13 protein-coding genes are annotated in these 13,488 nt (G+C 66.1%); 5 read left to right on the forward strand and 8 right to left on the reverse strand.

Features of this window, described 5'->3' with window-relative positions; translation table 11 throughout:
• Positions 1-35: 35 nt before the first annotated feature.
• From glyA to pmbA, 6 genes are all read right to left on the reverse strand, one after another.
• Complete coding sequence (gene glyA, locus P7F68_RS16745; protein WP_277834837.1) at positions 36-1,286, reverse strand: serine hydroxymethyltransferase; 1,251 nt, start codon at positions 1,284-1,286, stop codon at positions 36-38.
• A gap of 104 nt (positions 1,287-1,390) precedes the next feature.
• The gene (locus tag P7F68_RS16750; RefSeq protein ID WP_002931691.1) at positions 1,391-2,029 is read right to left on the reverse strand and encodes a histidine phosphatase family protein; all 639 of its coding nucleotides are present in this window, start codon (positions 2,027-2,029) and stop codon (positions 1,391-1,393) included.
• Positions 2,030-2,033: 4 nt separating this feature from the next.
• The gene (locus P7F68_RS16755; RefSeq protein ID WP_277834839.1) at positions 2,034-3,707 is read right to left on the reverse strand and encodes a TRAP transporter large permease; all 1,674 of its coding nucleotides are present in this window, start codon (positions 3,705-3,707) and stop codon (positions 2,034-2,036) included.
• Entirely contained in the window at positions 3,704-4,291 is a 588-nt protein-coding gene (locus tag P7F68_RS16760) for a TRAP transporter small permease subunit (protein ID WP_002938886.1), read from the reverse strand. The genes P7F68_RS16755 and P7F68_RS16760 overlap by 4 nt, the downstream gene beginning before the upstream one ends.
• Before the next feature lie 131 nt (positions 4,292-4,422).
• The gene (locus P7F68_RS16765) at positions 4,423-5,505 is read right to left on the reverse strand and encodes a TRAP transporter substrate-binding protein (protein WP_002938884.1); all 1,083 of its coding nucleotides are present in this window, start codon (positions 5,503-5,505) and stop codon (positions 4,423-4,425) included.
• Between the two features lie 124 nt (positions 5,506-5,629).
• Complete coding sequence (pmbA, locus tag P7F68_RS16770; protein ID WP_002938883.1) at positions 5,630-6,976, reverse strand: metalloprotease PmbA; 1,347 nt, start codon at positions 6,974-6,976, stop codon at positions 5,630-5,632.
• 56 nt (positions 6,977-7,032) lie between these two features.
• Here pmbA and yjgA point away from each other — a divergent pair, with 56 nt between their 5' ends.
• Genes yjgA through P7F68_RS16785 form a run of 3 tightly spaced genes read left to right on the forward strand, consistent with a single transcriptional unit; the run spans position 7,033 to position 9,452 of the window.
• Entirely contained in the window at positions 7,033-7,638 is a 606-nt protein-coding gene (yjgA, locus tag P7F68_RS16775; RefSeq protein WP_277834843.1) for a ribosome biogenesis factor YjgA, read from the forward strand.
• Between the two features lie 31 nt (positions 7,639-7,669).
• Positions 7,670-8,260 carry a molybdopterin adenylyltransferase gene (gene mog / locus P7F68_RS16780; protein WP_277834844.1) on the forward strand — a complete coding sequence of 197 codons (591 nt, stop codon included), beginning with the start codon at positions 7,670-7,672 and terminating at the stop codon, positions 8,258-8,260.
• A gap of 13 nt (positions 8,261-8,273) precedes the next feature.
• Positions 8,274-9,452, forward strand: coding sequence for a class I SAM-dependent methyltransferase (locus tag P7F68_RS16785; RefSeq protein ID WP_277834876.1), 1,179 nt, complete (start codon positions 8,274-8,276; stop codon positions 9,450-9,452).
• On the opposite strand, the gene P7F68_RS16790 is transcribed toward P7F68_RS16785, so the two are convergent.
• On the reverse strand, positions 9,439-10,110 hold the full coding sequence (locus P7F68_RS16790; RefSeq protein WP_277834846.1) for a protein-methionine-sulfoxide reductase heme-binding subunit MsrQ: 672 nt from the start codon (positions 10,108-10,110) through the stop codon (positions 9,439-9,441). The genes P7F68_RS16785 and P7F68_RS16790 overlap by 14 nt on opposite strands.
• The gene (gene msrP, locus P7F68_RS16795) at positions 10,110-11,063 is read right to left on the reverse strand and encodes a protein-methionine-sulfoxide reductase catalytic subunit MsrP (protein ID WP_002938877.1); all 954 of its coding nucleotides are present in this window, start codon (positions 11,061-11,063) and stop codon (positions 10,110-10,112) included. The genes P7F68_RS16790 and msrP overlap by 1 nt, the downstream gene beginning before the upstream one ends.
• 163 nt (positions 11,064-11,226) lie before the next feature.
• Between msrP and aroG the strand changes: the two genes are divergently transcribed.
• Both aroG and dinB read left to right on the forward strand, forming a co-directional pair.
• Positions 11,227-12,312, forward strand: a complete 1,086-nt coding sequence (gene aroG / locus P7F68_RS16800) for a 3-deoxy-7-phosphoheptulonate synthase AroG (protein WP_002931714.1) — start codon at positions 11,227-11,229, stop codon at positions 12,310-12,312.
• 79 nt (positions 12,313-12,391) lie between these two features.
• Positions 12,392-13,486 (forward strand): DNA polymerase IV, encoded by a 1,095-nt coding sequence (gene dinB / locus P7F68_RS16805; RefSeq protein WP_277834849.1) that lies wholly within the window; start codon positions 12,392-12,394, stop codon positions 13,484-13,486.
• Positions 13,487-13,488: the final 2 nt, after the last annotated feature.

Below are 13,488 nucleotides of genomic sequence, written 5' to 3' on the forward strand. Positions count from 1 at the left end.
CGGGCCTCAAGTCGGCACGCGCCCCGCCCCGCAGCTTACTTGCCGTAGACCGGGAACCTGGCGCACAGCTCGGCCACCTGGCCGCGCACGCGCTCGATGACTGCCTGGTCTTCCGGGGCGTCGAGCACGTCGGCGATGAGGTGTGCAATACGCTCGGACTCGATCTCGGTAAAGCCGCGCGTGGTCATCGCCGGCGAGCCGATACGGATGCCCGAGGTGGTGAACGGCTTCTCCGGGTCGTTGGGAATCGAGTTCTTGTTGACCGTGATATGGGCGCTACCCAGCACGGCTTCGGCAGCCTTGCCGGTGATCTTCTTGTTGCGCAGATCAACCAGGAAGACGTGCGATTCGGTGCGACCGGAGATGATGCGCAGGCCGCGCTCCTCTCCCAGGACACGCGCCATCACGCGCGCGTTGGCGATGACCTGTTCCTGGTAGTTGCGGAACTCGGGTGTTGCTGCTTCCTTGAAGGCTACCGCCTTGGCTGCGATCACGTGCATCAGCGGGCCACCCTGCAGACCGGGGAAGATCGCAGAGTTGATCGCCTTCTCGTGCTCGGCCTTCATCAGGATGATGCCGCCGCGCGGGCCGCGCAGCGTCTTGTGGGTGGTCGAAGTGACGACGTCGGCGTGCGGCACCGGGTTGGGGTAGAAGCCCGCAGCGATGAGGCCGGCATAGTGCGCCATGTCGACCCAGAAAATGGCGCCGATCTCCTTGGCGATCTTCGCAAAGCGCTCGAAGTCGATGCGCAACGAATAGGCGGAGGCACCTGCGATGATGATGCGCGGCTTGTGTTCGCGCGCGAGTTCTTCCATCTTGTCGTAGTCGATCTCTTCCTTGTCGTTGAGACCGTAGGCGACAACGTTGAACCACTTGCCGGACATGTTCAGCGGCATGCCGTGGGTGAGGTGGCCGCCTTCGGCCAGGCTCATGCCCATGATGGTGTCGCCCGGTTTGGCGAAGGCCATCAGCACTGCCTGGTTGGCCTGGGAGCCGGAGTTCGGCTGCACGTTCGCGGCCTCGGCGCCGAACAGTGCCTTGAGGCGGTCGATGGCGAGCTGCTCGGCCACATCGACATGCTCGCAGCCGCCGTAGTAACGCTTGCCGGGGTAACCCTCGGCGTACTTGTTGGTGAGCTGGGAGCCTTGAGCCTCCATGACCGCGGTGGAGACGTAGTTTTCGGAGGCGATCAGCTCGATGTGATCTTCCTGACGGCGGTTTTCTGCCTGCACGGCAGCCCAGAGTTCAGGGTCGACCTTGGCGAGGGTGTCTTGCGCGGAGAACATGGGGCGAAGTCTTCAGCGGTTGATTAAAAAGGAATTCTACCATGTGGTGCGCCGCCGCAAGCGAGTGGGCCCGGTGTTCGCTGGTGTGCCCCGGTGCGTCCGCCTCAGGGGTGAGGCAGTTCGTCCATGCTGCTGCCAAGATGGGTCTGGTCTGCCCAGCACTCCAGCCGCCACCCCTGCGCGTCGTGCGCGATCCAGTTGAGCGCCGCGTTCGGAATCGCGAAGTCGCGTGCGGCCTCGAGCGGCTTTCCGGACGCCAGCCGGTGGATGATGTCGAGCACGCCGCCATGGGTGACGACCAGCACTGTCTGCCCTGTGTGGGCGCGCAGGATCGCGTCCATTGCTTGACGCACGCGGGCATCGAACTCGGCCAGGCTCTCGCCGCCGCCGGGGAATGAGTAGGCCGGGTTGCGTCCTTTGAAGTGCCGCCAGACTTCAGGATGCTGGGCCTCGGCCTCATCGTAGGTCCGCCCCTGGAGCACTCCGTAGTGGCGCTCGCGCAGCCCGCTGTGAGGTAGCGGCTGCAGCCCGCAGGCGCTGGCGGCTGCAGCTGCTGTCTGCAGTGCGCGGGCGAGGTCGCTGCTGTACAGCGCGTCGAAGCGGTGCGCGGACAATACGCGGGCGGTGGCGGCCGCCTGGCGGCGACCGGTGTCATTGAGCGGCACGTCGATATGCCCCTGGAGGCGCAGTTCTGCGTTCCAGGGGGTTTCGCCATGGCGTACGAGACAGAAGCGGGTCAGCACGTTCTTACCAACCGTCCTTCTCGCCGCCTTCCTCGCCCCAGCCTCCGCCGCCGCTCGGGGCCTCGATGCGGATGGTGTCGAGGTCGACCTCCACCTTGGCATCGAGATTGCCCGTGACCAGCTGCGGGAAGGCAATCAGCAGGGCGATCATGATGATCTGGATGATCACGAATGCGACCGAGCCCGCATAGATCTCCTGGGTGCGCACGCCCGGCACGCGCTGCCCCGTGACGCGGTCGATGAAGGAGGATACGGGGGCCACGCTGCGCAGGTAGAACAGCGCGAAGCCGAAGGGCGGCGTGAGGAAGGAGGTCTGCAGGTTCATCGCGATCAGGACCCCGAACCAGATCAGGTCGATGCCGAGCTTGTCGGCGACCGGCGCGAGCAGCGGGATCAGGATGAAGGCGATCTCGAAGAAGTCGAGGAAGAAGCCGAGGAAGAAGATCATCGCATTCACGAACAGCAGAAAGCCGATCTGCCCGCCCGGAAGCTGGTCGAACAGATGCTCGACCCACTGCTTGCCATCGACTGCAGTGAACGTGAAGCTGAACACCGTGGCGCCGATGAGGATGAACATCACGAACACCGACAGCTTTGTCGTAGCTTCGAGCGCCTCCACCAGCTTGCCGAAGCTCAGACGGCGACGGCCGAGGGCCATCAGCAATGCGCCGAGTGCGCCCATCGCACCACCTTCGGTCGGCGTCGCGATGCCGAGGAAGATCGTGCCGAGCACCAGGAAGATCAGCGCCAGCGGCGGCACGAGTACGAAGGTGACGCGTTCGCTGATGCGTGACAGCAGGCCAAGGCCGAGCAGCTTGTTGATGCCGGCCAGAACGAGTGCCAGCGCGGTGCCGAAGGTGAGCGCCACGACCGCAACTTCCTCGCGCCCCGGTGGAACCGCGCTGGCGCTGAGTTGCGGGTAGATCCCGGCGAAGCCGATGGTGGCCAGCGCGATCAGGACGCCGAACACGACCAGTGAGCGAAGGCCCGAACTGCCATCCGGTTCGCGGAACCTGAGCGCCTCGGGCGGCAGGGCAGGCACCAGCTTGGGCCGGAAGATTGCCACGCCGATGATGAACAGGGCGTACATCGACACCAGAATGAAGGCGGGCAGGAAGGCGCCCTTGTACATGTCTCCGACGCTGCGACCGAGTTGGTCTGCCATCACGATCAACACCAGCGAGGGTGGGATCGCTTGTGCCAACGTGCCGGAGGCCGTGATCGCGCCGCATGCGATCGGCCGGCTGTAGCCGTAGCGCAGCATGATCGGCAGCGAAATCAGGCCCATCGAGATGACCGAGGCCGAGACGACGCCAGTGGTGGCGGCGAGCAGTGCGCCGACGAAGATCACCGCCAGCGCGAGGCCGCCGCGCACTGGGCCGAAGACCTGACCGGCGGTGTCGAGCAGGTCCTCGGCCATGCCGCTACGTTCGAGTACGAGCCCCATCAGGGTGAAGAAGGGGATGGCGAGCAGGATGTCGTTCTGCATGATGCCGAACACCCGCAGCGGCAGGGCCTGGAACAAGGTGCCTGGCAGCAGGCCAAGCTCCATGCCGATGAAGCCGAACAGCAAGCCGCAAGCCGCCAGCGCGAACGCGACCGGAAAGCCCGAAATCAGGAAGAACACGACGGCGCCGAACATGATCGGCGCGAGGTTGGCAGAAATGAACTCGATCATTGTCCGGCCTTGGCTGCAGGTGCGTCGGGTGCAGCGCCGGAGTCGGCGTGCGGGTCATGGGGCAAAGCCATCGGGTCGGGGCCAGCGCCGCGCAGGAAGGCGATGCGCTTGATCAGCTCCGACAGCCCTTGCAGGGCGAGCAGGCCGAAGCCGGCGGGGACGAGGGCATACAGGGGCCAGCGGATGAGGCCGCCAGCGTTCGACGATACCTCGCCGGTCTTGATTGCGGACATCACGATCGGCCAGGCAAAGACAGACAGTAGGTAGCACATCGGCAGCAGGAAGATGACGATTCCGCCGATATCAACCCAGGCGCGTGTACGCGCTGAAAATTTGTTCGACAGCACGTCGATGCGGACATGCGTGTTCTTGAGCAGGGCGTAGCCGCCGCCCAGCATGAAGACCGCCGCATAGAGGTACCACTGGATCTCGAGCATCGCGTTCGAGCCAATGTTGAGCGTCTTACGTACGATGGCATTGCCGGCGCTGATGAGGGTAGCTGCAAGCACGAGCCAGATCAGTGTGCGGCCGACGAGGTTGCTGATCGCATCGATCAGTCTGGATATCTTGAGTAGCGGTCCCATGGCAGGGCAGGCTTTCCTAAGGTGAATGCGTGCCGCGCGGACACGATTCCGCCCTCGTGTCCACGCGGCGCACGAGGGCGGTGATCATCAGGCAACGCCCTGCCGGAGCGGGTCATTGCCTCAGAGGTCGATCAGAGCTTCTGTGCCGCCATGTACTGGTCGTAGCTGCCATCCGCCAGCGGAATCCACTGATACTGGTCGCGCATGAAGCGCTCGTAGTCAGCGAACACCTTGCGCCAGTTGGCGTTGGTGTCGTTCAGTTCCTTGTAGACCTCGTTGCGTGCCTTGAGCGCGGCGTCCATGACTTCGCGCGGGAAGCGCTGCAGCTTGGCGCCTTCGGCGATGAGTTGCTTGAGCGCGGTCGGGTTGCGCGCGTCGTACATGGCCTGCATGTTGACGTGGGCGTGGGATGCCGCAATCTGCACGATCGTCTTGTACTCGGGCGACAGGGCGTTGTAGGCCTTGTCATTGACGTACAGCGAGATCTGCGCACCGCCTTCCCACCAGCCGGGGTAGTAGTAGAACGGAGCGACCTTGTGGAAGCCGAGCTTGAGGTCATCGTAGGGGCCGACCCACTCGGTGGCGTCGATGGTGCCGCGCTCGAGCGCCTGATAGATCTCGCCGCCAGGAATGTTCTGCGGTACGCCGCCGAGCTTGCTGACGACGCGGCCGGCGAAGCCGCCGATGCGCATCTTGAGGCCGTTGAGGTCGGCCGGCGTCTTGATTTCCTTACGGTACCAGCCACCCATCTGCGCGCCGCTGTTGCCCATCGGGAAGTTCACGATGTTGTAGCCAGCGAAGAACTCACGCATGAGCTTGAGGCCGTTGCCGTCGTAGAACCACGCCGTGAGCGAGCGCGAGTTCATGCCGAAGGGGATGGCGGTGTCGATGGCAAAGGTCTCGTCCTTGCCAAAGAAGTAGTAGCCGCAGGTATGGCCGCACTCGACCGTGCCCTGCTGTACGGCATCAACGACGCCGAAGGCCGGCACCAGTTCGCCCGGTGCATGAACCGAGACCTGGAACTTGCCGCCGGTGGCGTCCGATACCAGCTTGGCGAACACGTCGGCCGCGCCGTGGATGGTGTCGAGTGCCTTGGGGAAGCTCGAGGTCAGACGCCAGCGGACTTGTTCCTGCGCGTTGACGATGGCCGGTGCGGTGCCCGAGGCGAGGATGCCGGCAATGCCGGCGCTCTTGATGAATTTGCGACGCTCCATGGTTCCTCCTGTGGAAAAGCCTGTGTTCTGATGGTTCTCGGCTGACGACGATTATATGTAGCGCCTCGGGCGTCGAAAGCACGGAAAACCCTAATCGCCCCTGCGGCCGGGCAGGGCGTCGCCTTCAGCGGCCTGCAACCTTCATGCGTTCGATCAGCACCGAGCCGCACAGTTTGGCGCCGCGCGGCAGTGCATCGTTGCCGACGGCGACGATGTTGCGGAACATTTCGCGCAGGTTGCCGGCGATGGTGACTTCCTCCACCGCGTGCTTGATCCGGCCCTTTTCCACCCAGAAGCCCGCCGCGCCGCGCGAGTAGTCTCCGGTCACATAGTTGACGCCGTGGCCGAGCAGCTCGGTGACCAGCAGGCCCTTGTCCATGTGCTTGATCAGGCCTGCGAGGTCCTTGTCGCCGGCCTTGACGATCAGGTTGTGCGAGCCGCCGGCGTTGGCGGTCGTCTGCATGCCGAGCTTGCGTGCCGAGTAGGCGGAAAGGAAGTAGCCGTTGAGTACGCCATCGGTGACGACTTCGCGGTCGCGGGTGGCGACGCCATCGCTGTCGAAGGGGCTGGAGCCGAAGGCGCGTTTGAGGTGGGGGCGCTCGGAGATGCTGACCAGCGGCGAGAAGACCTGCTGGCCAAGGCTGTCGAGCAGGAAGCTCGACTTGCGGTAAAGCGAACCGCCGCTCACCGCCTGCACGAAGTTGCCGATCAGCGCCACCGCCAGCGGGGCTTCGAACAGCACCGGCACCTCGCAGGTGCGGATCTTCCGCGCCCCCAGGCGAGCAATGGCGCGTTCGCCGGCGCGGCGGCCGATCTCCTCCGGCGACATCAGCTCGGCCGGGTCGCGGCGCGAGTCGTACCAGTACTCGCGCTGCATCGCGTCGCCCTCGCCGGCGATCACCGAGCACGACAGGCCGTGGCGGGTGGTGGCATAGCCGCCGATGAAGCCGTGGCTGTTGGCCGATACGAAGTGCGACTGCTGGATCGAGGTGTTCGCCCCCTCAGAGTTGCTGATCTGCGGGCTTACCGCGAAGGCTGCGTCCTCGCAGCGTCGAGCAAGCACGATCGCCTCATTGACGTCGATCGCCCAGGGGTGGAACAGGTCAAGCTCGGGCATGTCCTTCGCGCGCGCCATCAGTGCCGCATCGGCCAGGCCTGCGCAAGGGTCGGGCGCGGTGAAGCGCGCGATCGACAGCGCCGCGTCGACGGTGGCCTTGAGCGCCTTCCTGGAGAAGTCCGAGGTGCTGGCGTAACCGCGCTGCTGGCCCACGTACACCGTGACGCCGACGCCCTTGTCGCGGTTGTATTCGATGGTGTCGACTTCGCTCTTGCGTACTGCGATCGACTGGCCGAAGCCTTCCGAGACGTCGGTTTCGCACGCCGAGGCACCGCGCTTTCGGGCGTACTTGAGAATGTCGGTGGCGATATCGGCGAGGTGCGCCTGGGAGAAGGAGAAGCCTTGAGCGGACATGGAGCGGGCCGGGTGCGTGCAAAGGCTATAATCTTAACCCGATCAAGCCAGCCCCCATGTCCGCAATGCGTCCAGATTTGCGCCAGTCCCCCCATCCCGAGTCCGACGACGAGGCCTATGCCGAACCGCCGAGCAAGAGTAGCCGCAAGCGCGAAATGCTGGCCTTGCAGGATCTCGGCGAGCAGCTCGTCGCGCTGTCGGTAGACCAGTTGAAGAAGGTGCCCCTGCCCGAATCGCTGTTCGACGCCATCCGCGCCGCCCAGGGCTTCAAGATGGAAGCGCGCCGTCGCCAGCTTCAGTACATCGGCAAGCTGATGCGCAAGATCGACCCCGAGCCCATCCAGGCCCAGCTCGAAGTCTTCGCCGGCAATTCCGCTGCCGAGGTGGCGAAGATGCACCGCCTCGAACGCCTGCGTGCAGACCTGCTCGAGGACGACAAAGTGATCGGCGTCATCGCCGAGACCTGGCCGGGCGCCGATCTTCAATACCTGCGCACCCTGCGCCGCAACGCGCTCAAGGAGCGCGAGGCCGGCAAGCCGCCCAAGGCCTTCCGCGAGATTTTCCAGGTGCTGCGCCAGTTGCAGCTCCAGGCCGAGGCTGAAACTGAAGCAGAGGGTGCCGGACAGGATGATGCCGAGAGCGGTAGTCACGCTCAATCCTGACCCCAGATAAACCCATACCGAGAACTCCTGCATGAGCGAACACATCCGTATCGGCCTGGTGTCGATCAGCGACCGCGCCTCCGAAGGCACCTATGAAGACCAGGGTATTCCGGCCCTGAAGGATTGGCTGGGCAAGGCGCTGAGTTCGCCATGGACCGCCGAGGCTCGCCTGATTCCGGATGATCGCGCCACCATCGAACGTACCCTCGTCGACTTGGTCGATGTGGCCGGCTGCAACCTGATCCTCACCACCGGGGGTACCGGGCCGGCGCCGCGCGACGTCACACCGGAGGCCACGCTGGGCATCGGCGACAAGGAGATGCCGGGCTTCGGCGAGGAGATGCGCCGCATCAGCCTCAACTTCGTGCCCACCGCGATCCTGTCGCGTCAGGTCGCGGTGATCCGCGGCAAGAGCCTCATCATCAACCTGCCCGGCCAGCCCAAGTCGATCCGCGAGACGCTCGAGGGGGTGCGCGACGTGGAAGGCGCGGTGCGCCATGTCGGCATCTTCGCCGCGGTTCCGTACTGCATCGATCTCATCGGTGGGCCCTACATCGAGACCGACGAAGCCGTGATCAAGGCCTTCCGGCCCAAGCATGCGATCCGTCCCCGGCAGGCCTGAGGCCGACGTGGAGATGGTGGCCGAGCTGTGCTGGGAGGAGCCCTCCGTCGCGCCCGGGGCGTCGGCGGGCTGCACGCCGATCGTTCACCGCGCACGCTGGCGCTCGGAGAATGGACTGCCGCCGCCGCGCCGGGTGGTCGTCGCCGACGACACGATGAAGGCGGACACCGCCTGGCGTCTGGCCTGCGAGGGTACGGCAGTGCTCTGGCGCGGCGATTACCACAACGCCCGCCAGTTGTTGCAGGCCATGGGGCGCCGCGCCGATTCGCGTCCGCGCAAGCGCACGCAGGCGCCGGCTACGACGGCGGAGGTCTTTCATCTCCACCGCATGGCCCAGGCGCAGCGCGCGCGTACGCTCGGCATGCTGCTGATTCCGGTCGAGGCGGGCGGGCGCATCCCGCTGCGGCGCGCGCCCGACGTCGCTCAGGTGCTGGCCGAGGCGGTCGTGGGCACACGCGATGCCGATCTGCTCGATGCGCCCTTCGTGATCTCGCTGCGCGAGCTGCTCGGCCTTATTGGCGCGCACGAATGGCGCAGCAAGGGCGTGACGGTGGCGGCGCTCGGCGCGCTCATCCACCCATGGTATGGCGTGTTCTCGCCGATCCGCGGTGAATATCTCGACCTCGTCGCGCGCGCGCCCTTGCCGGCGAGCACGCTCGCCTTCGATATCGGCACCGGCACAGGCGTGATCGCGGCCGTACTCGCCCGCCGCGGGGTGGCGCGCGTGTTGGCGACCGACCAGGATCCGCGCGCGCTCGGCTGCGCCCGCGACAACCTTGCCCGGCTCGGCGTCGGCGAGCGGGTCGAGGTGGTCGAGGCCGATCTGTTCCCGCCCGGTCGTGCGCCGCTGGTGGTGTGCAATCCGCCCTGGGTGCCGGCCAAGCCGACGGCGGCAATCGAGCGCGCGGTCTACGACCCCGACAGCCGCATGCTGCGCGGCTTCCTCGAGGGCCTCGCCGAGCACCTGACGGCGGACGGTGAGGGCTGGCTGATCCTGTCCGACCTCGCCGAGCACCTCGGCCTGCGCACGCGCGCGCAGCTGCTGGGCTGGATCGAGGGCGCAGGCCTGCGTGTGCTCGGTCGAGAGGACATCCGCCCGCGTCACGCCAAGGCGGCTGACAGTGGCGATGCGCTGCACGCGGCGCGTGCAGCGGAGATCACCTCGCTGTGGCGGCTGGCTATTTCGGCATGATCCGGATCACCGGCCGCTGCAGGTGCTTGGCCGGCGGTGGCACCGACAGCTGACGCTGACGTTCCTGTTCGCGCCACCAGGCGCGCAGGCCGAGCAGCACGGCGAGCACCAGTGCATACACGAGCGGTTCGAGCACGTCGGCCTTCACCAGCCACCAGAAGTGCAGTACGCCGAGGATGGCGATGCCGTAGGTGGCGCGGTGCAGGGCCTGCCACCTGCGCCCGCCCATGCGGCGGATGGCGAAGGTGTTGGAGGTCGCAGCGAGCGGAATCATCAGCACCAGGGCCGCGAAGCCCACGGTGACGAAGGGGCGCTCGAGGATGTCGCGTGCGATCGCGGGCCAGTCGAGATACAGGTCGAGCCAGATCCAGATTGCAAAATGGCCGAGCGCATAGGCGAAGGCGAACAAGCCCAGCATGCGGCGCAGGCGCAGCAGCCAGTGCAGGCCGCTGAGGCGGCGCAGGGGCGTGACCGCGAGCGTGAGCAGCAGCAGCCGCAGCGCCCAGTCGCCGGTGGCGTGGGTGAGGGTTTCGATCGGGTTGGCGCCGAGGGTGTCGGTCTGCCAGCCGAGAGCGAGCTGCCCTGCGGGGATCAGGCAGAGCACGAAGACGAGCGCCTTGATCGCGTTCAGCGCGAGCGGCGAGGGGGTGCGCAGCATCAGTAGTGCTTCCTCAGGTCCATGCCCTGGTAGAGGCTGGCGACCTGTTCGCCGTAGCCGTTGAACATCAGGGTCGGCCGTCGGCGCAGTTCGCCGATACGGCGCTCGGTAGCCTGGCTCCAGCGCGGATGCGAGACCTCCGGGTTGACGTTCGAGTAGAAACCGTACTCCTGCGGTGCGGCGCGGTTCCAGGCGGTGGGCGGTTGCTTCTCCGTGAGGCGGATGGTGACGATGGACTTTGCGCTCTTGAAGCCGTACTTCCAGGGCACCACCAGGCGTACCGGGGCTCCGTTCTGGTTGGGCAGGGTCTCGCCATACAGGCCGACCGCGAGCAGGGTGAGCGGATGCAGTGCCTCATCCATGCGCAGGCCCTCGCCATAGGGCCAGTCGAGCACCGGGCGGCGGGTCATGATTTCGCGGTCGTAATGGGTCAGGAACTCGACGTACTTGGCGCTGCCGAGAGGATCGACCTCCTTGAGCAGGGCTGCGAGCGGGAAGCCCACCCAGGGGATCACCATCGACCAGCCTTCGACGCAGCGCATGCGGTAGATGCGCTCCTCGAGCGGCGCGAGCTTGATCAGGTCGTCGATGTCGAAGGTGCGCGGTTTGCCAGCCAGGCCTTCGACGCTCACCGTCCATGGACGCACAGCCATGCGACCCGCGTTACGCGCCGGGTCGTCCTTGCCGGTGCCGAATTCGTAGAAGTTGTTGTAGGTTGTGACCGACTGGTAATCAGTCTTCGCCTCGTCGGTGCTGAGTGCCGACGGTAGGCCGGCGAGGGCCGTATTGGTACTGCTTCGCGCGGCCCGTGCCGGGGATGTCAGTCCGTGCCAGAGCGCGGCGCCGGCGGCAAGGCCGACACCCGAGCGGGTGATGAAGGCGCGCCGGTTTTCGAACAGCCGACGGTCGGTGATTTCGGAATTGAGAATGTCTGAGGGGCGCTTGATGAGCATGAGAGTGGAGGCTGCACGAAAAAACGTTTGTGAAGTGTACGAACAGACGCGCTGAACGACGATCGGTTCAGTGCATCGTTGGCATAGCGGTGGCCGCATGTCGGCTCGGGGTGGTTTCGGCTAGAATCGGGCGCTTCCTTCAGTCAAGACGCCGAGTAGCCGAATGTCCGCCTCCATGAAGATCCACATCGACGACGTCCGCATTCAGGAGATCAAGGAGCTTGTGCCGCCCGCGCACGTGCTGCGCGAGTTTCCGGCCACTCCGAAGTCGGCAGAGGTCGCTTACGAGGCGCGCCAGGCCATCCACCGCATTCTCTACGGCGCGGATGACCGCCTGCTGGTGGTGATCGGGCCGTGCTCCATCCACGATCCCGATGCCGCGATCGAGTACGCCACCCGGCTCAAGACCGAGGCCGAGCGCCTCAAGGACGACCTGCTGGTGGTGATGCGCGTGTATTTCGAGAAGCCGCGCACCACGGTGGGCTGGAAGGGCCTGATCAACGATCCCGGGCTGGACAACAGCTTCCGTATCAACGACGGCGTGCGCCTGGCGCGCAAGCTGCTGTGGGAGGTCAACGAGCTCGGCCTGCCCGCCGGTACCGAGTTCCTTGACATGATCACGCCGCAGTACATCGGCGACCTCATCTCCTGGGGCGCGATCGGTGCGCGCACGACCGAGAGCCAGGTGCACCGCGAGCTTGCCTCCGGCCTGTCCTGTCCGGTTGGCTTCAAGAACGGTACCGATGGCAACCTGCGCATCGCCGTCGATGCGATCAAGGCCGCGCAGGCGCCGCACCACTTCCTGTCGGTGACCAAGGCCGGTCACTCGGCCATCGTGTCGACCCGCGGCAACGAGGACTGCCACGCCATCCTGCGCGGCGGCAAGGAACCCAACTTCGATGCGGCCAGTGTCGAGGCTGCCTCGCGCGAGCTTGCCGGCGCCGGCGTGTGCTCCAAGCTGATGGTCGATTTCTCCCACGCCAACAGCCGCAAGCAGCACCGCCTGCAGATCGAGGTTGCGCGTGACGTGGCCGGGCAGATGGCGGCCGGTGACGATCGCATCATGGGCGTGATGGTCGAGTCCCATCTCAACGAAGGCCGCCAGGACCTGGTGCCGGGCAAGGCGCTCGAGTACGGCAAGAGCATCACCGATGCCTGCATCGGCTGGGAGGACAGCGTCGAGGTGCTCGATATCCTCGCCGAGGCCGTGCGCCAGCGCCGCGTCAAGCGCGCAGCCGAGTTCGAGTGAGCCTCGGTTCCTGACGGCACGACGCGTCCCGCCGTCAGCGGGCCGCGCACGTTTTCAGTGAGCGGGCGGAGTCGGGGCCATGGCCTTGCTTGAGCCGCGGCTGCGCAAGATCATCCATTGCGATTGCGACTGCTTCTATGCCGCGATCGAGATGCGTGACGACCCCGCGCTCGTCGGCCGGCCGGTCGCCGTTGGCGGGCGCGCCGAGACGCGCGGTGTGATCGCCACCTGCAACTACGAGGCGCGCGCCTTCGGTGTGCATTCGGCAATGCCGACGGCGCGCGCGCTGCAACGCTGTCCTCAGCTCATCCTGCTGGCGCCGGATTTCGAGCGCTATCGCGCAGCCTCGCGCCAGATCCTCGCCATCTATCGCGACTACACTCCGCTGGTCGAGCCCCTGTCGCTGGACGAAGCCTACCTGGATGTGAGTGGCGTCGAGCGCTGCCGGGGCTCTGCCACTCTGATGGCGCAGGAGATCCGGGCGCGCATCCATGCCGAGGTCGGCATCACCGCCTCAGCGGGCATCGCGCCCAACAAGTTCATCGCCAAGGTGGCGAGTGACTGGAACAAGCCCGACGGGCAGTTCGTGGTGCGGCCCGAAGAGGTGGATGCGTTCGTTGCCGCGCTGCCGGTGAAGAAGATCTTCGGCGTTGGCAAGGTCACCGCGGAGAAACTCAACCGGCTTGGCGTGAATACCTGTGGCGAACTGCGGGCCTGGAGCGCGGCCGAGCTGACCCGTGAGTTCGGCAGCTTTGGCGCCAGCCTCTACCGGCTGTGCCGGGGCATCGACGAGCGCCCGGTGCAGCCCTACCGGGTGCGCAAGTCGCTGTCGGTGGAGACCACTTACACGCCGGACCTGCGCGATCTGGCCTCCTGCCGGAGCGCGTTGCTGGCGCTGCTGGAGGACTTTCGCCGCCGCTTCGAGCGGGCACAGGACCGGCCTCCGGTCCACAAGGCCTTCGTCAAGGTGAGGTTCGCCGACTTCAGCCGCACCACGGCGGAGTGCGTCAGCAGTGCGCCCGATGAGGGCGTTTGGCTGCGGCTGCTGGACGAAGCTCACGCCCGCAGCCCGCTGGCGGTGCGCCTGCTTGGGGTCGGCGTGCGTTTTGCGGCCGAGGCCGCGGACTCGGGCCCGGCACAGATCCCGCTTTTCGACCCCGCGCCGGGCGGATGAAC

The organism is Thauera mechernichensis (genome assembly GCF_029588855.1).
GTDB lineage: Bacteria > Pseudomonadota > Gammaproteobacteria > Burkholderiales > Rhodocyclaceae > Thauera > Thauera mechernichensis.

What these genes read in the sequence shown, in the direction of transcription:
- glyA (WP_277834837.1), bottom strand. Translation starts at nt 1,286, where the DNA reads ATGTTCTCCGCGCAAGACACCCTCGCCAAGGTCGACCCTGAACTCTGG.
- P7F68_RS16755 (WP_277834839.1), bottom strand. Translation starts at nt 3,707, where the DNA reads ATGATCGAGTTCATTTCTGCCAACCTCGCGCCGATCATGTTCGGCGCC.
- P7F68_RS16760 (WP_002938886.1), bottom strand. Translation starts at nt 4,291, where the DNA reads ATGGGACCGCTACTCAAGATATCCAGACTGATCGATGCGATCAGCAAC.
- P7F68_RS16765 (WP_002938884.1), bottom strand. Translation starts at nt 5,505, where the DNA reads ATGGAGCGTCGCAAATTCATCAAGAGCGCCGGCATTGCCGGCATCCTC.
- pmbA (WP_002938883.1), bottom strand. Translation starts at nt 6,976, where the DNA reads ATGTCCGCTCAAGGCTTCTCCTTCTCCCAGGCGCACCTCGCCGATATC.
- yjgA (WP_277834843.1), top strand. Translation starts at nt 7,033, where the DNA reads ATGTCCGCAATGCGTCCAGATTTGCGCCAGTCCCCCCATCCCGAGTCC.
- mog (WP_277834844.1), top strand. Translation starts at nt 7,670, where the DNA reads ATGAGCGAACACATCCGTATCGGCCTGGTGTCGATCAGCGACCGCGCC.
- P7F68_RS16785 (WP_277834876.1), top strand. Translation starts at nt 8,274, where the DNA reads ATGGTGGCCGAGCTGTGCTGGGAGGAGCCCTCCGTCGCGCCCGGGGCG.
- P7F68_RS16790 (WP_277834846.1), bottom strand. Translation starts at nt 10,110, where the DNA reads ATGCTGCGCACCCCCTCGCCGCTCGCGCTGAACGCGATCAAGGCGCTC.
- msrP (WP_002938877.1), bottom strand. Translation starts at nt 11,063, where the DNA reads ATGCTCATCAAGCGCCCCTCAGACATTCTCAATTCCGAAATCACCGAC.
- aroG (WP_002931714.1), top strand. Translation starts at nt 11,227, where the DNA reads ATGTCCGCCTCCATGAAGATCCACATCGACGACGTCCGCATTCAGGAG.
- dinB (WP_277834849.1), top strand. Translation starts at nt 12,392, where the DNA reads ATGGCCTTGCTTGAGCCGCGGCTGCGCAAGATCATCCATTGCGATTGC.